Source organism: Xenorhabdus sp. BG5 (assembly GCF_015163665.1).
In the GTDB taxonomy this organism is placed as follows: Bacteria; Pseudomonadota; Gammaproteobacteria; order Enterobacterales; family Enterobacteriaceae; genus Xenorhabdus.
The window spans coordinates 113,229-135,106 of record NZ_JADEUG010000007.1; the positions used below are offsets into that span (position 1 = coordinate 113,229).

At 46.1% G+C, this 21,878-nt stretch carries 15 protein-coding genes; 12 read left to right on the forward strand and 3 right to left on the reverse strand.

Annotated elements, in window-relative coordinates:
• Positions 1 to 135 precede the first annotated feature (135 nt).
• The 3 genes from IQ209_RS06025 to IQ209_RS06035 form a co-directional block, all read right to left on the reverse strand.
• Complete coding sequence (locus IQ209_RS06025; RefSeq protein ID WP_193849912.1) at positions 136 to 4,599, reverse strand: hemagglutinin repeat-containing protein; 4,464 nt, start codon at positions 4,597 to 4,599, stop codon at positions 136 to 138.
• Positions 4,600 to 4,708: 109 nt separating this feature from the next.
• Positions 4,709 to 6,379, reverse strand: coding sequence for a ShlB/FhaC/HecB family hemolysin secretion/activation protein (locus IQ209_RS06030; RefSeq protein ID WP_193849914.1), 1,671 nt, complete (start codon positions 6,377 to 6,379; stop codon positions 4,709 to 4,711).
• Between the two features lie 624 nt (positions 6,380 to 7,003).
• Positions 7,004 to 7,522, reverse strand: coding sequence for an Hcp family type VI secretion system effector (locus IQ209_RS06035; RefSeq protein ID WP_193849916.1), 519 nt, complete (start codon positions 7,520 to 7,522; stop codon positions 7,004 to 7,006).
• Positions 7,523 to 8,441: 919 nt separating this feature from the next.
• Between IQ209_RS06035 and tssB the strand changes: the two genes are divergently transcribed.
• The 12 genes from tssB to vasI are packed head-to-tail and all read left to right on the forward strand — an operon-like array spanning position 8,442 to position 21,877.
• On the forward strand, positions 8,442 to 8,939 hold the full coding sequence (tssB, locus tag IQ209_RS06040) for a type VI secretion system contractile sheath small subunit (protein WP_189759235.1): 498 nt from the start codon (positions 8,442 to 8,444) through the stop codon (positions 8,937 to 8,939).
• Positions 8,940 to 8,959: 20 nt separating this feature from the next.
• Entirely contained in the window at positions 8,960 to 10,438 is a 1,479-nt protein-coding gene (gene tssC, locus IQ209_RS06045) for a type VI secretion system contractile sheath large subunit (RefSeq protein WP_193849918.1), read from the forward strand.
• Positions 10,439 to 10,440: 2 nt separating this feature from the next.
• Positions 10,441 to 10,881: a type VI secretion system baseplate subunit TssE gene (gene tssE, locus IQ209_RS06050; protein ID WP_193849920.1), complete on the forward strand. Its 441-nt coding sequence runs from the start codon at positions 10,441 to 10,443 to the stop codon at positions 10,879 to 10,881.
• Positions 10,882 to 12,714: a type VI secretion system baseplate subunit TssF gene (gene tssF / locus IQ209_RS06055; RefSeq protein WP_193849922.1), complete on the forward strand. Its 1,833-nt coding sequence runs from the start codon at positions 10,882 to 10,884 to the stop codon at positions 12,712 to 12,714. It begins immediately after the preceding gene.
• Positions 12,678 to 13,730 (forward strand): type VI secretion system baseplate subunit TssG, encoded by a 1,053-nt coding sequence (gene tssG / locus IQ209_RS06060; protein WP_193849924.1) that lies wholly within the window; start codon positions 12,678 to 12,680, stop codon positions 13,728 to 13,730. Before tssF ends, tssG begins: the two co-directional genes overlap by 37 nt.
• Before the next feature lie 5 nt (positions 13,731 to 13,735).
• The gene (tagH, locus tag IQ209_RS06065; protein ID WP_193849926.1) at positions 13,736 to 15,031 is read left to right on the forward strand and encodes a type VI secretion system-associated FHA domain protein TagH; all 1,296 of its coding nucleotides are present in this window, start codon (positions 13,736 to 13,738) and stop codon (positions 15,029 to 15,031) included.
• On the forward strand, positions 15,015 to 15,569 hold the full coding sequence (gene tssJ / locus IQ209_RS06070; protein ID WP_193849928.1) for a type VI secretion system lipoprotein TssJ: 555 nt from the start codon (positions 15,015 to 15,017) through the stop codon (positions 15,567 to 15,569). Before tagH ends, tssJ begins: the two co-directional genes overlap by 17 nt.
• A 2-nt stretch (positions 15,570 to 15,571) precedes the next feature.
• A complete protein-coding gene (gene tssK, locus IQ209_RS06075) occupies positions 15,572 to 16,924 on the forward strand; it encodes a type VI secretion system baseplate subunit TssK (RefSeq protein WP_193849931.1) in 1,353 nt (450 codons plus the stop codon).
• Positions 16,925 to 16,926: 2 nt separating this feature from the next.
• Positions 16,927 to 17,694 (forward strand): type IVB secretion system protein IcmH/DotU, encoded by a 768-nt coding sequence (icmH, locus tag IQ209_RS06080; protein ID WP_228005743.1) that lies wholly within the window; start codon positions 16,927 to 16,929, stop codon positions 17,692 to 17,694.
• A 9-nt stretch (positions 17,695 to 17,703) separates the two neighbouring features.
• Positions 17,704 to 20,415 carry a type VI secretion system ATPase TssH gene (gene tssH, locus IQ209_RS06085; RefSeq protein WP_193849933.1) on the forward strand — a complete coding sequence of 904 codons (2,712 nt, stop codon included), beginning with the start codon at positions 17,704 to 17,706 and terminating at the stop codon, positions 20,413 to 20,415.
• The gene (locus IQ209_RS06090; RefSeq protein ID WP_193849935.1) at positions 20,415 to 21,212 is read left to right on the forward strand and encodes a Fis family transcriptional regulator; all 798 of its coding nucleotides are present in this window, start codon (positions 20,415 to 20,417) and stop codon (positions 21,210 to 21,212) included. Before tssH ends, IQ209_RS06090 begins: the two co-directional genes overlap by 1 nt.
• Complete coding sequence (gene vasI, locus IQ209_RS06095) at positions 21,209 to 21,877, forward strand: type VI secretion system-associated protein VasI (protein ID WP_193849937.1); 669 nt, start codon at positions 21,209 to 21,211, stop codon at positions 21,875 to 21,877. The genes IQ209_RS06090 and vasI overlap by 4 nt, the downstream gene beginning before the upstream one ends.
• The last annotated feature ends 1 nt before the right edge of the window (position 21,878 follow it).

The window sequence follows — 21,878 nt, forward strand, 5'->3', positions numbered from 1 at the left end:
TACATCCCCTGGCGAAAAAATATGTATGCGAAAAAAGAGTAACAGGCAAAATGGAAAAGGCAACTAGTGAGGGAATACGGTAGCCGTATATTGGCTACCGTACAGAAGATCAATCGTTAGTCACGATGATTAATCTCATTGACGACCCTTAACTTCGCTGTGGACAGTTGGAAGCTCAGTATCGTGGCCCTCATTTTTCACAAAAGGGACTTTACCGGAAAAAATATCTTTTTGTGCAGAGGTTGCCAGACTGGTGAGGGAATCAGGTACATCAATACCTAGGTTTTTGCCCTTATCGTATCCGGCGACAGATTGTTGGTTAATTTGCTGGGTATTCAGCGAGACAGCACCTTGTGCGCTATCAATTTTGCTGCCTACTAAATAGGTTGTTCCAGAGACATCCAGATTAACCCCTTGAGTACCGGTCAATGTTGTTTGCTTACCTACCGCTTCCCGATCGAGAGTATCGTAATTGCCTTTGAGTTTGCCATTGTAGCCCTTGAACGCTGCTTTCAGTTGATCTGTCAAACTTGGTGCTTTATCTCCATCTCCGGTTTTAGCGTCGTCGGCAGCCGCAGTTTCCGTTGTGGCAGTCGTCGAGTTTTCTGGAATGCTTTCTGCTGCGTTAGGAACAGCCTGTTTAGAAGCGGCATCTCCTTTGACGGTTTTGCTATAACCCAAGCCCGCATCCAGACCCACATTCAGGCTATGAGTGCTGTCTTTGCGGCTTTCGATATTGAAATTGCCACCAACTTTGCCCGTTACTTGATCAGCATTTACATTGGCACCTTTAAGTGAGGTATCTCCCGCACTGGTCAGGTTAACATTGCCGCCGGAAACCTGTGCGTTATGGTGCGTGGTTTGCGTCAGGTTATTGACGCCAAATTTCAATTCACCACCGATGTTATATTTGCTGTCGATGATTCTGTTGGCCGGATCGATTGTTGCCGAATCGTCTGTTGTTGAAGCATCACTTGTCGCACCATCACCTCCTTCTTTGCGGGCGGTAGAAGACATACCTCCTTTAGCTTTAGCACCGACGTTCCAACCATTGGCGTTGGCAGTATCCTGGGCCGAAGTCAGTTCGATTTTCCCACGCTGTGCGGTTAAATCTACCTGTTTGCCGGAAACGTTGGCACCTTGTAATGTCAGATTATTGCCTGCATTCAGATTTACCCCTTGTCCACCAGTAATATTGCTGGTTTGGGCGGCAGTGTTGTTCTGATTGTCGGTGTTATAACCACCACCGAGGCTACCACTGAAATTTTTGCCATCAGGGTTGGTTCCCACAGTCAGGGAAATTTCCCCATTGTAACCATTGCCCTGTTTCTCATTACGGTTGGTGGCCTGATTGAACTGAATATTTCCACCGGCATTAACGTTGGCTGACCCTTCCCCTGCATTGATTGAAGTGCCTTGGTAGCGGGCATCTCTGGTCACCTGAACATTAACGCCGTTTTGGGCGTTGATGTTGCTGGTCACTGCGTTGCTGCTGGTGCTGGATGTTTCCTGATAGCTGCCACTGCCTTTGCCATTGACGGAGATATCTGCACCGGTTGTGGTGTAGACACGTAAGCTGGCATTGCCAGTCGTGTCAGCGGCATGAGAGCTTTGGCTGTTGGCTGCTGCTTCACTGGTATGGCTGCCCGCAGTCAGCGAGACACCACCTTTGTTGGATTGGTATTGTGTACCTTGGTCATAGATGTCGCCATTCGTTGTTACTTTGACATCGCCCGCCTTGATGTTAGTCACTACTGCATGGGACTGATGGTTATTGGTGTCACGGCTGTTGCCATTCATGGTCAGTTCAATACCAGCATTAGGCAATCCTGTCTTCGTGATGGAAGCATCCAGTTTCTTATCTGCGGCAGCCTTGGCTGTTTTTTCTACAGGTCGAGTGGTTGCACTGTAATCGGCAGTTCCGCTGATCTCTCCGCCTACCTGTAATTGATGGCTTGAGCTGGATTCGGTATTGGCTGTGGCCACATTTTTAATGCTGCCGGCATTAGCCTGATAGGAACCTTGCACTTGATGATCCGTACCCTGTTGCTTCAACTCACCCATTGCATTCAGCTCAAGGTTGCCAGTCACCTGGGTTTTGGTGATTTCTGCCGTTGTTCGGCTGTCGGATTTTCCATTGCTGTTGTAAGTTCCTTCAACACCACCGCCGAGTTTGTCCATGCCGCCAGTGACAAACACACTGCTATTCAGTTTTTCTTGTGCGGTTGAGGTTGATGTGCTGTTTTCGCCAGCCAGCAACGCAATATTATTCCCGTTAATCTTCGCATCGCCCTGTGTGGTGACCAACTTAGAGCCAGTCACGGTAACATTTTGGCCAGCATTTACGGTGAGGTTGCCGCCATTCAGTTCTGATGGGCGTTGTGTTGTGCTTTCATCTTTCTGTTGATCGGTGGTGTGTTCAAATCCCACGCCCGCACGATATTGGTTATCTTTCATGTCTTTGGCGTAAGACAGCCAGTCAAGGTTGGTTTTTTCCTGTTGATCCTGATTTTTCTCACCATAATTCAGGATATTGATATTGCCTGATGTATTCAGTTGGAGTTCGCCGGCACTTTTTGCCAGACTGCCAATGACATTGATGTCTTTATTACTGAGTAATTTCAGGTCGGCATCGGAAATCAAATGGCTGGCGGAAGATTTTTGCTGCTCGTGATGCTCTTGATTCGTATTTTTGGTGATGTTGAAAATAGTGCCTTTTCTTTCATCCACCTCTTTAGAAATGTGACTGACCGCATTGTCGATCGTTAATTGCCCGTCATTGGCGCTGACATAGGCACCTTTTTGCGCTTTGACTTTACTTCCCGTAATGGTGACACCATTTGCGCCTGTTAACAGCAAATGCCCGCCAGCCGTCACTTCGGAAATATGATGGGTTTCTGATTTATCGCGGTTATCTTTTTTGCTGCCCCCCGCAATCCCGCCCCAATAGGTTTTATCCTTGGCAAGGATCTGATCATCAACGAGGGATTGGACAGTAATGTTGGTTTGCTTATTCGCAGCAATAATCAGGTTCTTGCCTGAGCTTAGATGGGTTCCGAGAATGTCAACATTTCCCTTTGCCTGGATACCTAACACCCCGCTTGCGCTTAATTCATTGCCGGTGCTTCTTTGGGTGGTATTGACCTCATTCCAATTACCCGTTTGCAATGATGCACTATGGTTCTTTTTGTATCCCTTCTGTGAAGTCATTTCTGATTCCACCAGACTTGCTAGCTTCACATCTTTCCGGGCTGATACAAACAACTGGTCGCCAGCTTTGATCTTACTGCCAAGGACTTCGGCATTGCCTTCACTGGCGGTTAAATGGACATTTTCACGAGCATTGATGGTATTGCCTTCGTACTCGTATTTTTCACTCTCATTGGTGACATCATACTGCCAAGACAATTTCCGTTGATTATTCGTGTTACGGGCAAATTGGTGAAGCTGTTGTCCATCCAGTTTCAGGTTAGCGCCAGTCAGTTTGACATTATCCCCTTCAATATCGGTTGCCATCACTTGGTTGTTTTGTTTGGCTACCAGCGTGATGTTCTTACCTGCTAATTGGGTACGAGCAACAGATTCACTGATTTGCTTTTGTTCGGTATAAATACCACTAAGAGTGCTATCGTGATTATCGCTGCCCATTTTGTCTGATGAAGATTGATTCAGGCGTCCTTGGGACAGCACATTATTACCTGTCAAGGTGATATCCCCGCCTTTTAGCACCGCCGCTTCCAACTTCACATCACCGTAGGAGTCAACTTCAATGCCATTATCGGCAGTGACTTGGCCTTTTAAATTAACGCCACTTCCTTCCGCAGTATTCAGCAAACGAATGCGTCCTGCCCGCATACTCCCCAAATAATAGCTGTCGAGTGCGCCAATATTCGCTTGCTGAATATCTAAGATGTGACCATCGGCCGAAATCTTGTTATTCCCCGTTGTGATATTGAGGTTTTTTGTGGTGATCACCTGACCATTAATGTCAATTTTAGGTGCAATCAGATTCAGCACGTCATTATGGGATAAGCCATTGTTTCCGATATTCAGGGCGTTCAGGTTATCAAAGGTGTTAAAGCCTTGCAGGACCCCATTTTCCACCAGCGGATTACCGACAACCAATGACGCCTGATTGGTGTTGATAAAACCACAGCCGTTACAAGTGATACCGTTAGGGTTTGCCAGTACATAATCGGCGGCGATACCAAATATTTCCTGTTCGCCGAGCAAGAATGAAGGGTTACGGCTAATAACCTCATTTAAGATCACACTGGCAACTTGTCCATTGAGGTTACTGTTGGCAGATAACTCCCCTGCCAATTGTGATGTTCCATCCTCCAGGGAGTTATTGAACACCGCCCCCATTTGATTGACGTTGAAATCCTGGTATTGGTTATGTGATAACCCTGATTCGGAAGGCGCAACGATATTGACCACCGTTGCACCGGTATCCGCTTGCATAACCTCCGGGCTGTGGGCGGCATCGCCACCAGGCGTAATATCATTGGCAAAACTGACTGAGCAGGTTGCCAAAATAATTGCCATAGAGGCGGCAAGTTTGCCCGTGGGAGACAGTTTAAATTTTTTACTTTTCATATAATTTCCTTATTTGCTTCTTTAATTGCCATGTGCAGCCCTCTGGGGATTATTGTTCTAATCATCCCCACAACTGGCTGCGGTTAAAAAAATCAAATGGTTCAAAAAATTAAAAAGTGTAAGAAAAGCGGGTTAACAGTTGCATAGGTTCATCCGTGTGCCTATTTTGGTGAGAAAGTAATTTGCCTCGGCTGAACTCAACATCCGCAAACAGTTGCCGATAGCGTAGTGTCAAACCTGCACTTAATCCGGCACTGCTTTTCCAGCCGTCCTGACTGCGAAAGCCTTTAACCTGGCCGATATCCACGCCGGTACGCAACAAAAGTGAGCCTTTGGCAATGGGGATTGAGTGAGAAAGTGTATTTCTTAAATACCAGCCATTATCAGCCGACGACACATTTTTGCTGAATCCTCGCACTGCATTACGGTCGGTTACATTGAGCCACTCAACACCGGGTAGCCCATCTTTACTGTATTGGGCATAAAATTGGCTGCTAAATTGGTAAGGCACATCCAAGAGTGTGAAACGCTGTTGTAAATTTGCCGATAATTTCCCTTTGGTAAACTGCTTATTCAGGCTGGCTGTAGCGATTTGGGCACCAAACCACGGCATTCCCCGCTCAATACTCATATTGAGGGAGATCAACCCTGAAGGGATAATTTGTAAATGGTTAATGCCCAGTTCGAGAACACTCAATGTCTGGCTACTGACGGTGAGCTTGGCTTCTTGGAAATGGTTGGTGTAATTCTTATAAACCAACTGGGTGTTTAATGTACTAACTTGCGACTGGTTACGATGAAAAACCCAATCAGCCCGAATGCCTGTTTGTTGTGAATTCCCGTACAATTTGGCCGAATGTATCTGTAAACGGGGATGGCTGGTGTATTGGGAATAACTGTTGAATCCACTCAATGTTACGGCTCCATAAGGGAGCGAATAGAGTAAAGTATAGGCGCGATTATATTGGGTATTGGGTTTATCTACGGTACTGGCACCGCTGAGGCTAACAAAGTCAGATAACCCCAATGGGCTATCGACACTGGCATTGAGTCGCGTGATCCATTTGCCTGTGCTTTTCTGTCCATAATTATCGGTTGTGGTGGTTATTCTCCACGGGGAAGCGTGCCGATTGTGCAGTCTGACGATAGAACCACCATTAACGGTCCCCGGTAGAATATCGAGAGTGGTTTTGTTTGATTGCAGGCGATTTGCCTGATCCAGCCCTTGATCAAGTTGATTCAGGTTGAGTGGCTTATTTGTCAAACGTGGGAATAGTGTTTGGCTATTGACCCAACGGTCAGCGCCTTCTATCGCCTCGACAAAACCTTCAACAATATTGATCCCCAGTTCACCATGGGTGTTGGGGGGAATAAACTGAACTCGCGCCGTAATGTAACCTTTAGCAATATAAAGGTTGGTGATTTCCGCTGACAGCTTGTTGATGTCATTGCTGGTGATACAGCTATCGGGCAGAGCACTGAGTGTATTCAGATCCCCCAGAGAGAGTAAGGTAATGCCTTGAAGATAAACGCCATTAACCGCCAAACAGGGCGGTGCTTCCATCACTACGGGTGAAACGGTTTGTGGTGAAACGTTATCTGTGCGATTAATCAATCCTTGATGACGGCGCTCTTCAATTAATTGATCTATTTCCCGCGAACTATCCTGTAAGGTTCTTCTTGCTTCATCTGTAGGGAAGGCTGGATTAAGCGTATCAGGCGATGCGTTCACCTGAAATGCAGTACATAGTAAGATGAAGATTGTCGTCCTTTTAATCATGGGAATACCCAAATGACAATAGTTGATGGGAAATGTATCGTGTTGGGTTAGGCTTAAACATCCTAGTTTATTAATTAAGCATTAGAGCATAGAAAATCTTTTATGTTGTTCTGATTAATAAATGTGTTTTGTTAAGAATTATAATTTCTAGTTATAAATTTACATTAGTGATTTATGATAATTCATTTTAGTTATGTATTATCTCAATGTGAAGAGTTAAGTGAAATTTAATTTGGTTAATCAATATATCAACAGAATAATGAGGTGCAATCAGGCACTTTTTCTGTATTTCTAGCCTATTAATTTAAAAGTTTTACTTATGTAATGTTGATGAAAGGTATTGAAGTGGAAGAAATGTAAAAGGTAAGAACAGATATTTTTAGTCAGATTATTTGACTGAAAATTAATCATGAATGTAATTATAAATTCATCTATCTTTATTTATTGTGAAAATAATTACTATATGAAAATCTGACAGCAGAAAAAAATCAGAAAAACAAATATGAAAGAGAAAAACAGGAATTAAAGTAAATTGGTGGGGATTTTGAGATGTTAGAATGATTCAGCCAATGAATATTATTCATTGGCTGAAAAGTTATTACTTAATATTTAATGAATAAGATATTAAGCAACAATTGGTGCGCGCCAGTCGTCAGCACCAGAAGTACCCGCAGTCGTGTGTTCCCAAATAATCTTACGATAAGAAAGAGATACACGAACTAATTGAGTGAATTCTGATTTAGCTGGATCTTGGCAGTGTGGCATTTTGCAATCGATATCAACGATAGTTGCATCTTCCAGTTTTGTAGTAAAGAAATGCTCTTGTTTACCTTCGATTGAAGTACGGTACCATTTCAATTCTACAGTAGGCAGCATTTCGCCAGAAGCCAGTGCGTTGTACAGCAGAGGAACTGATTTATTCAATGCAACGGTAAAGCGGAATGGCTTATGCGCACGTTGGCCAGAAGGTTGTCCTGACTGTGGATCAGTTGGGACAGTAACGATGTGGTCAAATTCTTGAACCAGCATTTCGTCTTCGTGGCCCTGAACAAAGATATTACCTACGGATTCAGCAGTGAATGAGCCAGCGGTAATATGACCCTGAGTTTTACCATGGATGGAAATATAACATGGAGTTGGCATATGAATATCCTATAAAAATTTACCAATATTAGTGTAAGTGTTCATTCCTTGCGTGATTATTCCATCTGTTAACCAAATGAAATTATCGCTTACCAAACACTCGATGCGCATAATAAAGCTGAAATTGCCTGATGCAAAGACATTTGGAAAATGCAATATGTGCTCTCATTCAATGACAAATAATAATTTTATAATTATTGCCGTTATAAAATTTATAGCTGATTTTTTATAAACAATAAGGCCATTCAACTGGTTTAAAAATGAACTGTGATTTTTGATGTCTTATAACTAATTGATATTTAATGATATTTATTTTTTCGTTTAAATATTTTTTATGATCATTTGAAAAGTGTTAACTAGATCAAAAAAATGGAAATAATTTGGATTGTTATGGCACATAATTAATCAATATAAAATAAAAAATGATATTGATGATGATGATTGATAACGGGCTTCAAGGTTATATTTTATTCAGGTGAAGATGAAAAATATGTCTTTTGATGCAAGTTATAGATAATGAGATTACATACTCTTACAGAGAGTAAAACCAAACTTTCCTCTATTTTGAGAGCAAAAAAATGTTTATAACTGGCGATGGGTTTTGATAGGAAGATTAAAAGCTTGAATAGAGGTCTTTATCAATTTGTGTTTAGGCTTTACATCAAAAAAATAAAATGTCAAACTCGAACTTGACGATTTTTCGTATCGATGTTATTTCCACAATTGGATAGGGTATATCTGATTATTTAACTATATGTTGATATAAAACTATTCGCACCTTCAAATATAGTTGTCTTCTTTATCCTATTTTTTTAGGAAGAGCTTCTGTATTTATTATATGGGTGAACATTGGAATCATTCTCTCACCAATAATGGGTTGTTAGACAGTTCATGGTTGTATTAGCCAAAGGATTCAAATATGAGTAAGAATAGTCCAGGTAGCGTAGCGCCGAAAGAAAGAATTAATATTAAGTATGTTCCTAATAATGGTGACCAGACTTCAGAAGTTGAATTGCCTCTGAATCTTCTGGTTGTGGGTGACTTGAAAGGAAAAAGCGAAGATACGCCAATTGAAGAACGGCAGACAGTTTCTATCAATAAGAACAACTTTAATGCCGTCATGAATGAAGCGAACATCAACCTAACTTTTAACGTTCCTAATCGTCTCGATGAAAAAAGCGAAGAAGAGCTGCCAGTTAATCTGGAAATAAAATCACTGAATGATTTTTCGCCAGATAATATCGCGAAGAAAGTGCCTGAATTAAATAAACTTCTCGAACTTCGTGAGGCATTAGTTGCATTAAAAGGTCCATTGGGAAATATCCCAGCATTTCGTGCTCGTTTGCAGTCACTGCTGGATGATGAATCCGTTCGTGAGCAACTCCTGAAAGAACTTGAAATCGTCAATAAAAAATAACTGGTTAAAGGAATTTTTAAATGGCTCAGCACGAAGAAAACAGCACAGCTATTGCTTCTGGCGCAACGACTTCCTTGCTTGATGAAATTATGTCTCAAGCGAGAATGACTCCGGAAAATGATGGCTACTATATTGCTAAACAAGGTGTCGCTGCGTTTATCGGTAGCATCCTGGATACTGGCTCTAACGATGAACCCATCAACAAGCTGCTTGTTGATAAGATGATCGTTGAGTTGGATAAAAAGCTAAGTGAGCAGATGGATGAAATCATGCACGCTAAGCCGTTCCAGGAATTGGAATCTTCCTGGCGTTCACTGAAAATTTTGGTGGATCGCACTGATTTCCGTGAAAACATCAAAATCAACATCCTTCATGCCACTAAAGATGAATTGTTGGAAGATTTTGAATTCTCACCTGAAATTATTCAGTCTGGCTTCTATAAACACGTTTATGCCTCAGGCTACGGCCAGTTTGGTGGTGAACCTGTTGCTTCCGTCATCGGTAACTACGCGTTCAACAACACAACGCCTGATATTAAATTGATGCAGTATGTCAGTTCGGTGGGTGCGATGGCCCATGCGCCATTCTTGTCTTCCGTTTCACCGGAATTCTTTGGTATTAACAGCTTTACTGAGCTGCCTGCCATCAAAGATCTGAAATCTGCCTTCGAAGGCCCTTCACATACTAAATGGCGTGCGCTGCGTGAGTCAGAAGATTCCCGTTACTTAGGCCTGACCGCACCCCGTTTCTTGTTGCGTCTGCCTTATTCCAGTGTTGAAAATCCAATCAAGAACTTCAACTATCAGGAAAATGTCAGCCGTGACCACGAACATTTCTTGTGGGGCAATACGGCGTACTTGCTGGCTAGCTGTTTGACTGACAGCTTTGCTAAATACCGCTGGTGTCCAAACATTATTGGTCCACAGAGCGGTGGTGCAGTCAGCGATCTGCCAGTTCATCTGTATGAAGCAATGGGTCAGATTCAGGCGAAGATCCCAACAGAAGTTTTAGTCACTGACCGTCGTGAATTCGAACTGGCAGAAGAAGGCTTTATTACCCTGACCATGCGTAAGGGTAGCGATAACGCGGCATTCTTCTCGGCAAACTCAGTTCAGAAACCAAAAGTGTTCCCAAATACCCGTGAAGGGAACATTGCGGAAACCAACTACAAGTTGGGCACCCAGCTCCCATACATGTTCATCATCAACCGCCTGGCTCACTACATCAAAGTGTTGCAGCGCGAGCAGATCGGTTCCTGGAAAGAGCGTCAGGATCTGGAACGTGAACTGAACATATGGCTGAAACAGTACATTGCTGATCAGGAAAACCCACCCACTGATGTTCGTAGCCGCCGTCCTCTGCGTGCCGCTGAGATCAAGGTCCTGGATGTTGAAGGTGATCCAGGCTGGTATCAAGTGGCGATGCAAGTTCGCCCGCACTTCAAATACATGGGTGCAAGCTTCGAACTGTCTCTGGTTGGACGTTTGGATAAGGAATAATCATGGCTGCGCTGTACAGTTGGAACAGAGGCAGCTCTGCCAGTCTGTTCGAGCGCATTCAAGGGAAGAGCTTGAGCTCTTCCCGTCAATCAAGGATGCGTGCACTACTTGATTCTATCAAGAAGCATTTGAATGAAGTGCTGAATTCCCGTCCAGGTGCTTGCCAGAGTGCCGTTGATTTAGGGGTCATTGATCTCAATGACGCGACCGCGACATCGGTGGATTTCAAGCAAAGTATTGAATGGGCGATTGAAGAATGCATCAGAAATTATGAGCCAAGAATATCAGCGGTTTCTGTCAGCGCCATCAATGATGATTCAGATCCGTTGCTGCTGAGCTTTCATATCAGCGCTGAAATCTCTCTGGATGATATCAACGATCTTGTGGAATTTAGCATCCAGTTGGATAACAACCGGCGCTATTGCCTGGAGCGAACTCAATAAATGTCATTTGAAAAATATTTCAGAGATGAGTTGAACTATCTGCGACAACTGGGAAAAGAAGCCGCAGTTGAGCGCCCTCATCTTGCCGCATTTCTGTCAGAACAGGGTTCTGACCCCGATGTTGAGCGTTTACTTGAAGGTTTTGCCTTCCTGACGGGCAACCTGCGGGCAAAGATTGATGATCAATTCCCTGAATTGACCCACGGCCTGCTCAATATGCTGTGGCCGAACTATCTGCGTCCAACGCCCAGTATGACCATCATCGAGTATACCCCGGATGAGAGTGTGGTGACGAAAGCGACACAGGTCAAGCGTGGCACACAGATTATGAGCCATTCGTTGTCAACTCAAGATGATATTTATTCGAACGAAAAATCGGACGGCAAAAAAGACGATCATGATCGCTGTACGTTTACGCTCTGCCGTGATGTCTGGCTTTTTCCGCTTTCCATCCGTGACATTACCGTCAATAACAGTAATGAAACCGGAATTATCGGTCTGGATTTTACGTCGAAAACAGAACTGAATCTGCATGAGTTGGAGTTGGACAAACTGCGTTTTTATTTGAGCGGTGATAACTATACCACCTCCCAGCTCTATTTCTGGCTTTGTTACTATTTCAGAAAAGCAGAGTTGGTAGCAGGCGATACCGTGATCCCCCTGCCAAATTTTGATTTTGTGCCTGTAGGATTTGAGCGGGAAGATGCGTTACTGCCTTACCCGAAAAACGCCTATATGGGATATCGCATCTTGCAGGAATATTTCTGTTTCGCGGAAAGTTTCCTGTTTTTTGATGTGAAAGGTTTCCCGAAACTGCCGGAAGATCTCAAGACCAAAGATTTCAAACTGAATTTACATTTTTCTCAGGCTTTGCCACCCGAAGCCAAGATTCGCCATGACACGTTTCGTCTGCACTGCACACCAGCAATCAACCTGTTCCCCATGGACAGTGAAGCCATTGAACTTAATGGCAGCCAGACTGAATACCCATTGAAAGCCAGTTACAGCTTTCCAGATAACTACGACATTTTCTCCGTTGATGGCGTAGAAAGCTGGCTGACGGGGGAAAATGGTGAACGCAGCCGTGCTCGTATTGGTGAGCGAGTTTATACCCCGTTTGAAAGTTTCAATCACCAAATAGATAACGAAAATGAGCGTTCGATGCGTTATTACCGTATTCGGGTGAAAGAGTCTCCTTTCCGCCGGGGGCTGGAACATTTCATCTCATTGGTACGGGGAGATGAGGCAGATTTGCTCAGGCTCAAGTTGAAAGAAAATGTTTCTATTAGTTTGACCTGCACCAACCGTGAATTGCCTTTAGAGTTGCGGGTTGGCGACATTAATTACCCCTCAATCGGCAGCCCGACATTTGCGACATTCCGCAATATTACGCGGCCATCAGTGCCTCTCTATCCCTTGTTGGATGGCGGTTTGCACTGGTCACTACTGTCAAATATGTCGCTCAACTATATGTCATTGCTGGATAAGGACGCACTGAAACAGGTGCTGCGTACCTACGATTTCCCAAGTATTCATAACCGACAGTCCAAGCGTTCATCGCAAAAACGGCTTGATGCTATTGAAAAAATTGAAACAGAGCCGACAGATCGTTTGTTCCGTGGTCAGCCTGTACGTGGATTGCGCTCAACACTGTATATCCGGCAACAGGCATTCAGTTCAGAAGGCGAGCTTTATCTGTTCAGTACGATTCTGTCACGGTTTTTCTCACTGTATGCCAGCGTCAATGCGTTTCATATGTTGAAGGTAATCAATTTAGATAATCAGGAATGTTATGAATGGCCGGTACAGATAGGTCAACACTCGTTGATGTAATCACTGAACAGGATCCTGCCACGCCGCTGGCATTGGATATCTCACAGTACAACTTTTACCAGTTGGTTGAGCTGCTTAATCAGTTAGCGGGAGCGTGGGAAAAAACCGGAGAGACAGATCGTCCCGATCTGGAGTCTATCCGTTTCCGTTCCAGCGCCAGTCTGGCATTTCCGACTCGGGATGTCATCTCGCTTACGCAATCCAAAAAGGGATACTTCGAATTGGAGGTTTCCTTTATGGGGTTGCATGGCAGCCAATCCCCGATGCCAGGCTATTATCTGGATTCACTGGCATGGGAAGAGGCCCAAGGGGAAAACCGTCTGACGGATTTTCTTAACATTTTCAACCACCGTTTAATTACGATCCTGCATCAGATTTGGCGGAAATACCGCTATTACATCTGTTTCAAGAAGTGTGGGGAAGATAATTTTTCCCAACGTATGTTCTCTCTCGTTGGGTTAGGCAGTGATGTCAACCGCCGGATGCTGAACATCAACCACAGCAAAATGCTGGCTTACGCCGGATTGCTGGCAAGCCCCGGACGCTCGCCAGAAGTCATATGCAGCCTTGTTTCCCACTGTTTTGATTTACAGGACGTCACGTTGCACGGCTGGCAATTCAGGAAAGTCATCATCCCAATGGATCAGCAGAACCGTCTAGGGGGAACCAATAAGGGCCTGAAAACGGTTGATAACGAGTTATCGGTACTGGGAGAAAACTTCACCATTGGTTCTTGGGTCGGGGATTACAGCGGTAAATTTTTACTTAGTATCAATGACTTGCCTCGTGATCGGTTCCTCTCATTCCTGCCTGATGGCAAAAACTATCTGCCGTTGGTGATGTTCATATCTTTTGTCATGCGCAGCCAGTTTGCTTGGGAACTGCGCCTTAGTCTGGCTGAAAATCAGGTCAGCGGCATGGTATTGGGAGCAAAGCAGAATAACCATTTGGGGTGGACCAGTTTTCTCGGCGAACCGGAAAAGAAACCCTCTGTCATCATTTCAGTTATGGAATAACGACCATGGAAAAACATCAACCAATCCTTTCATTGCGGGTTCTTAACAGTGAACAGCTAGAAAGTGGTAAAGCCGCCAACTGCCAGTTCTCGACACAGGGTGGTACGGTCGGTAGTAGTGAAAGCCACCTTTGGTCTGTGCAGGATCAGCAGGGCAATGTTTGCCCGTCACAATTCGCCATTAAATGGCAGGATGGGGCATTTTGCCTGCAAGTATTTGCTGAATCAGTACAAATCAACAATGCGACTTTGACGCCTGAGTCGGGTTTGATCCTGTTACAACAAGGCGATCAAATCAAAGTAGGTCATTTGTCGATCAAGAGCCATATCAGTTTTTCTGAGGCAGATCGTGTTGATCCTTCAATGATATCCCCCGAATCGTTGGTTTCCAGCTATAGCAATCCGTTGGATGCCATGATGGAAGGTGCACCCGCACAAAAATCTGTGTTTGCCCACGATGAAGGCATTGCTCCAACGGTTATGCATCGTTTCAGTGATGATCCGCTACGGGTACTTGATAGCGAGAGCTTGACCACATTGAAACCCGAGGTTGAGGCTGATGATACGGAACAACTTTTGCCGCCGGATCATTACCAAAATCCCCCATTTGCTAACCCTATTTCTGATAACCGAGGCAGTGTTATGGATCAGGAGTTCCTGGATTTACCCGGCATCGATTCCGACAGACAGTACGAAAGTATGGATGTTGACCATGTCGCCATTACCCCGCTTATGCGTGGGCTGGAAGCTCGTTTACCTTTGCACGACAGCCAGCAGGCGAATGATTTTCTGCAAGAGATGGGCAAGACCATGAAAGCGGCTATTGAGGGGTTATTAGCCCTCCAGCGCGAACAACATGGGTTGCGTGATAAACAGCTCCGGCCTATCGAAGATAATCCACTGCGCCTGAATATGGATTATGACACGACCATGCAGGTGATGTTCTCTGATCAGAAAAGTCCGGTTCATCTCTCCGCTCCGGCCGCGGTAGCGGAAAGCCTGCAAAACCTGCAATTACACTATCAGGCTAACCGAATTGCTATCTCTGCCGCACTGGACACTATGCTGGAAGCCTTTGCTCCAGAGCAATTGCTCCGTCGTTTCTCACACTATCGTCGTAGCAACGAAGTCAGGAATAAAGACGCATCCTGGGCTTGGGAAATGTACACCAACTATTACCGTGAATTATCTTCCAGCCGCCAGCAAGGATTCGAAAAATTATTCCGCGAGGTGTATGAGCAGGCTTATGACCGCGCATTGCGTCAGGGCTTGGAGGAATCCAGCAATGACACATTCCGCTAGTCGCCGTATATGGGCTGTAGGGATTTTATTGCTGTCAGTGATGTTGCTAAATGGCTGTAGCAGTGCATGGAACGCAACAAAAAAAGTGGGCCAGGTCATTTGGGACCCTTCCACACCGGTAGGTAAACCTGATGAGCAGGCTTCTGTTGCCAATATTACATTGCTGGCCGAACCCGACATCAACCCCAATGAAAGTGGTGAAGCGGCCCCTGTTGAAATGAATTTGGTTTATCTCAGTGAGGATTCGCGCTTTCTGGCTGCCGACTATGACCAGCTTGATAGCGATAAGCTCGAAAAAGCACTAGGGAAAAACTACATCGATCATCAGGATTACACCCTGTTACCAGGGCAATACAAGCCTCTGGAACAGATCGCATTGGAAAAGAAAAACCGTTACATCGGTGTCATCGTTCACTATGCAGATGCAAATCAATCTGAATGGAAAAAGATCATCCGGGTAAAAGACATCGGCCGCCATTACCACATCTTGGTGCATGTCAGAAATAACGACGTCGAACTTAGAAAAGAGGAGGAGTAATCATGCCAGGCAAAAATCGGGTGATTTGGCACGAAGGGTTATTCATCAGACCACAACATTTTCAGCAACAACAAAAACATATTGATTATTTGTCACATAGCCTTGTTTCAGTATTGACACCTTATGCTCACGGTTTCAGCTCTCTGAGCATTAATGATGATTTGCTCAAGCTGGGACGTATCGGAATTAACGAAGCCAGCGGCATTATGCCTGACGGCACCGTTTTTTCTGCGCCTAGTCAGGACTTGCTGCCAAAACCGTTGGATATCGAAAATATCAATGATCTGAAAAGCAAAGATATTTATCTGGCGTTGCCCATGTCCAACGATACCATTCGGGAAATTGCTGATCAGGGGGCAGAAACGCAAAGTGCGGTACGTTATCGGGAACTTCCCACGGATGTCCGTGACCTCCATACCAAAGGCGGTGATTCCTTTGCCCTTAACCTTGCCCAACTGACCCCCGTTCTGATGCAAGGTTCTGAGGACATGAGTGCTTACACTGCCATTCCACTGTGCCGCATTAAAGAAAAGCAAAAAGATGGCAACATTATTCTGGATAACGATTTTATCCCGACCTGTTTGTCGATCTTCGTGGCCGACAAGCTCAAGCGTTTCATGGTGGAAATTGATGGCTTGCTAACCGAGCGCTCAAGAACATTGGCTAAACGCATTGGTTCGCCGGGTCAACAAGGGGTAGCGGATGTCGCGGAATTTATGATGCTGCAATTGCTCAACCGCGTTCAACCGTTGTTCAGCCATTATGCAAAACAAACCGTTTTGCACCCACTGCATTTATATACCGAACTACTCCAGACTTGTGGCGAGTTGAGGACGTTCACTGATGCTAGCCGCCTGCCCGGAAATATATTGGCGTATGATCACAATAACCTGACCGATATCTTCCAGTCTGTGATGATCGCGATCCGTGATGCGTTGAATGTGGTTCTGACTCCACGTGCAACTTCGATTGCGCTGAAACAGAACGAAGGTGGCATTCGTGTGGCAACGCTTCACGACAACGATCTGTTGCGCAAGTCCGAATTCGTACTGGCAATCAGCGCCAGCACACCGCAGGAGCAGTTGCGTCGCCAGTTCGTTCAGCAAACCAAAGTCACATCAATGGAAAAGATCCGCGATCTGGTCAGCGTCCAGTTGCCGGGCGTGCCATTGATTGCTTTGTCTGCTGCGCCTCGTCAGTTGCCGTATCACTCTGGATATACCTACTTCCGTCTGGATCAGAAGAGTCCAGCGTGGAAAGAGATCCAGCAAGGAAATTCCATCGCGTTCCACGTATCAGGGGATTTCCCTGACTTAGATATGCAGCTCTGGGCTATCAGGGGCGGTAAGGAATAATCATGAGTGATATCAATGTTGACAGTCCGTCACTGGAAAAGTCTGAAACGCGACAAACGTTTCAGCGCCAGTACCAGCTACCGTTGCGTGGTGAAAGCCTCAATCCAATGATCGATGCCGCTACCCCCTTATTGGGGATGGTCTTGCGTTTGCAGGATATGACTGATCAGGCACTGCCAGACAAGCTTTACCAACAGGTTGTTACTGACATTCGCGCCATTGAGCAGTATCTGCAAACCAAGGGTTATGAACCCGGCGCGATTGTTTCATTCCGTTACGTACTGTGCACCTTCATTGATGAAACTGCGTTGGGGCACGGCTGGAACAGCCAGAATGGCTGGTTGAAGCAATCACTGTTGGTGCACTTCCACAATGAAACTTGGGGAGGGGAGAAGGTTTTTGTATTGCTTGAACGTTTGATGGGAGAGGCACAGCGCTACCAGCATCTGTTGGAGTTCATTTACCTCTGCCTCTGTCTGGGATATCGCGGGCGTTACAAAGTCAGCACCCAGAAAAGCGATGATTTTGAACGCTTGTTCCGTCGGTTGCAGCAACAGCTTCACTCACTGCGCGGGGATACTCCGCCGACCACGCTGTATGTCAACGTCAACGAGAGTAATGCGCGTTATCGCCTGAGCAGACGATGGACTATCAAGCACCTGTTTGTGATTAGCGTGGGCTTGCTGGTGGCTGTTTACAGCTTTTATGCCATTCGCCTCGGTGATCAGACCCAAGACATATTAAAGCAGCTAAGTAACTTATTGAGATAGGAAGTCGCCATGATCCAGATTGATCTGCCTACCCTTGTAAATCGTTTAAACCCGATGACCCGCCATGCACTGGAAGCTGCGGCGGCATCCTGCATCAGCCTGCAACAACCTGAAATTACGGTTGCGCAGCTGCTGCTCCAAATGATCGATACGCCACTCAGTGATGTGCGACTCATCCTCAGTAAAGCAGACATCGATAAAGATCTGCTGAAAGAACAGCTCGATCAGATAATGACGCACCATCAATCGCTTGTGCAGGCCTACCCAAATTTTTCCCCAATGCTGGTGGAATGGTTACAGGATAGCTGGCTGTTGGCTTCCACAGAGATGCAGCACGCCGAACTGCGCAGCGGCGTTATGCTGATTGCGTTGCTATTCAGCCCGCTGCGTTACTTGGCACCACAAACTGCGCGTTTGCTGGCAAGTATCAACCGCGAATTATTGCGCCAAAACTTTGCAGAATGGACGAATGGTTCGGCTGAGCAGCCTTTTGTGGACAACAGTAATAAAGATGGGCAGGGCGTGCATCCGGCAAACAGCGACAGTTTGCTGGCACGCTTTACCCAAAACATGACCGAACAGGCACGTCAGGGCAAGCTTGATCCAGTTTTATGTCGTGATAACGAGATCGATCTGATGATCGACATCCTTTGTCGTCGCCGCAAAAACAACCCCATTGTCGTGGGTGAAGCGGGGGTTGGTAAAAGTGCCCTGATTGAAGGTTTGGCATTGCGCATTATTAACGATCGCGTACCGGAAAAATTGCGCAACAGTGAACTGATGACACTGGATCTGGGGGCATTGCAGGCAGGGGCAGCGGTTAAGGGTGAATTTGAAAAACGCTTCAAAGGCATCATGGCTGAAATTAGCCAATCGGCAAAACCCATCATCCTGTTTATTGATGAAGCCCATACCCTGATCGGTGCGGGTAACCAAGCGGGAGGTTTGGATATCTCCAACCTGCTGAAACCTGCCTTGGCACGTGGTGAGCTGAAAACTATCGCAGCCACCACATGGAGCGAATACAAGAAATATTTTGAAAAAGATGCAGCGCTGTCTCGTCGCTTCCAACTGGTGAAAGTCTCCGAGCCAACAGCGGATGAAGCAACTGTCATCATGCGCGGCTTGCGTGCCATTTACGAGCAGGCGCATGGCGTGCTGATTGATGATGAAGCCCTGAAAGCCTCTGCGGTATTGAGTGACCGTTATCTTTCCGGTCGCCAATTGCCGGACAAAGCCATTGACGTGCTGGATACGGCCTGTGCTCGTGTTGCTATAAATCTGACTTCACCACCGCGCCAGCTCTCCTCGTTAACGACCGACCTGCACCAGATGCAAATGGAAATCGATGTGCTGGAGAGGGAGCAACGCATGGGATTGAACATCCATGCTGAGCGATTGAACGCGTTGCAAAACCAGCAGAAAGACGTTCAGCAGCAACTCACCGAGTTGGAAATTAGCTGGCAACAGCAGCAAGAGTTGGTGAAACAAATCATCGAACTGCGCCACCAATTACTGGCTAATGATACTTTCGTTGAAAATGCGGTTGAAGAAATTGCCGGGGATGAGGACACACATGAAGCAACTAAACCAGGCGAAACCGCAGAAGAAGCCGAGGTAGTAATAGAAGAAGCCGCCGACGAACAATCCTTGATCGAAAAACTGGCGCCGCTCAATGCCCGGTTGGCAGAACTCCAGCAGAAGCAAACGCTGGTTTCCCCACATGTGGATAAAACCCAGATTGCGGCGGTGATTGCTGAGTGGACGGGCGTACCATTGAACCGCTTGTCACAAAGCGAACTTTCCATTGTCACTGAATTGCCTGTTCACTTGGGACAAAGCATCAAGGGGCAGGAAATTGCGATCCAGTGTTTGCACAAACACTTACTCACCGCGCGGGCAGACTTACGTCGTCCGGGGCGTCCTCTTGGGGCATTCCTGTTGGTAGGGCCAAGTGGTGTCGGTAAGACAGAAACCGTCCTGCAAATTGCGGAGCTGATGTTTGGTGGCCGTCAATACCTCACTACCATCAATATGTCCGAGTTTCAGGAGAAACACACGGTTTCCCGTCTGATCGGTTCACCTCCGGGTTACGTAGGATATGGCGAGGGCGGTGTACTGACCGAAGCTATTCGCCAGAAACCGTATTCCGTTGTCTTGCTGGATGAAGTGGAAAAAGCCCACCCTGACGTACTGAACCTGTTCTATCAGGCTTTCGACAAAGGGGAACTGGCGGATGGCGAAGGACGCATTATCGACTGTAAAAACGTCGTGTTCTTCCTGACGTCAAACCTGGGCCATCAAACCATCGTAGACAATGCCGAACAGCCAGCGCAGATCAACGACCTGCTTTACCCTGAATTAGCGGCATTCTTCAAACCCGCACTGTTGGCGCGTATGGAAGTGATCCCGTACCTGCCATTGGGCCATGAAACGCTGAAAACCATTATTCAGGGCAAACTGGCTCGACTGGATACCCTGCTGACCCAACGTTTCAACGCAGAAGTCACTATCAGCGATGAGGTGTCTGAAGAGATCCTGCAACGTGCTACCCGCGCGGAAAATGGTGCCCGTATGTTGGAGTCCATCATTGATGGCGCCCTGCTACCGCCAGTTTCATTACTGCTATTGCAGAAAATGGCTGCGGGTACACCAATCAAGGCCATTCGCTTAACCGTGGTTGAACACGAATTCCATGCAGAGGTTGAGGAGGCAGAATAATGAAACAGCGGCTGAAAAGCGCGTTAGCGTTATTGGAAAATGACACTGTAGAACAACTGGTTGACCATTTTTTGCAGATCAGCCATAGCTCGCGTTTTGATGCCCTGTTGGTTTTCCTGCTGAACATCAACGAAAACAGGTTGGAATGCTATAACTTGCCGGAGACTCAGCAAACCAGTTCGCGCCGATTGCAAGTGGACATTGATGACGTCAATAACCCGTTGATACAGGTATTACGCAAGGGAACCCCGACTGTTTGGGATTCCCTTAATCACGGGGTACGCATTGATGAACCCTATTTCCGCACGTTTATTGCAGAATTACCGCATAACTGTGGGTTGTACGGCATTCCTCTGTTTAACTGCAATGGGCAGGCCTGTGGTGTGATCGCTATCTTTGCCGAAAATGTTCGCCATTTCATCAACAATGAAAACATGTTCGGCATCTATTGCCATGTCATGCAGCATCGCCTGAAAAAATTGCAGGAACTCGAACAATTGCGCGGACAGTTACGCCAAATCCGCCAGGTATTTCAGGTTCAACGCCAAAAAGAAAAACAATTGGATGAATTGCTTGCTTCCCTGAGTGAATCGAAAAACCCGGCGGCGGTCAGCCGTATCTCCGTGGATTACAGTCATATCGATAATCTGCCAAAGGCCATAGAAGAATTTGAAAGCGCCGTGTTGATTCAACGTCAGCGTCAGTTTGGCAACGACACCAGATTGATCGCACAAAGTCTGGGTCTTGCCCAGCGGACGTTGGTTTACAAACTGGCTAAGTACGGGTGTAGATTATGAATATTGTTTTAATTATCAGTTCATTGCTCGCTTCATTGACAGGGAACCCCAAGCTTGCAGAGGTGGCAGAACCCAAGGAAGCGGTTGCGGTAAAGGAAGAGCAAAATTTAGATGAGTTGCATAAATGCCGCTTTGAGCCGTCTCCTCTTATTCGGCTGGCATGTTATGACAGAGCGTTGAATAACCTCAAGTTCAAAACGGTGCAAATCCCTATCGAAAATATGGGACCTCTATGGCGGCAAGCGATGGAACAGGAGATGAAACGCACTGATTACTCTACCAGCTTCATTGTGAAGCAGGGAGAGAATGGTGCGGCACCGATTATCTTGACCACGCCCGCGATTGGGGTACCTCCCCCACGTCCCGTATTAATGCTGAGTTGCATTGACAGTATCACCCGCTTGCAGGTGGCACTGCCCAAGCCCGTAGAGTCAGGGGTTGTCACTGTGGCAACAGACAGAACCGAGTACCGTACTGAATGGTTCGTGCGGGAACAGGGTTATTTATGGGAATCCAGTCGTGGCTTACCGGGCATTGAAGAAATCAAGCGCCTGATGAACAGCGATCGGATGAGTATTACAGGCAGTAATGGTAGCCAGATAACCTTTAACATTTCTCAGTTGGAGCAGGCAGCGAAGCCATTACGTGCTGCTTGCCGTTGGTAAT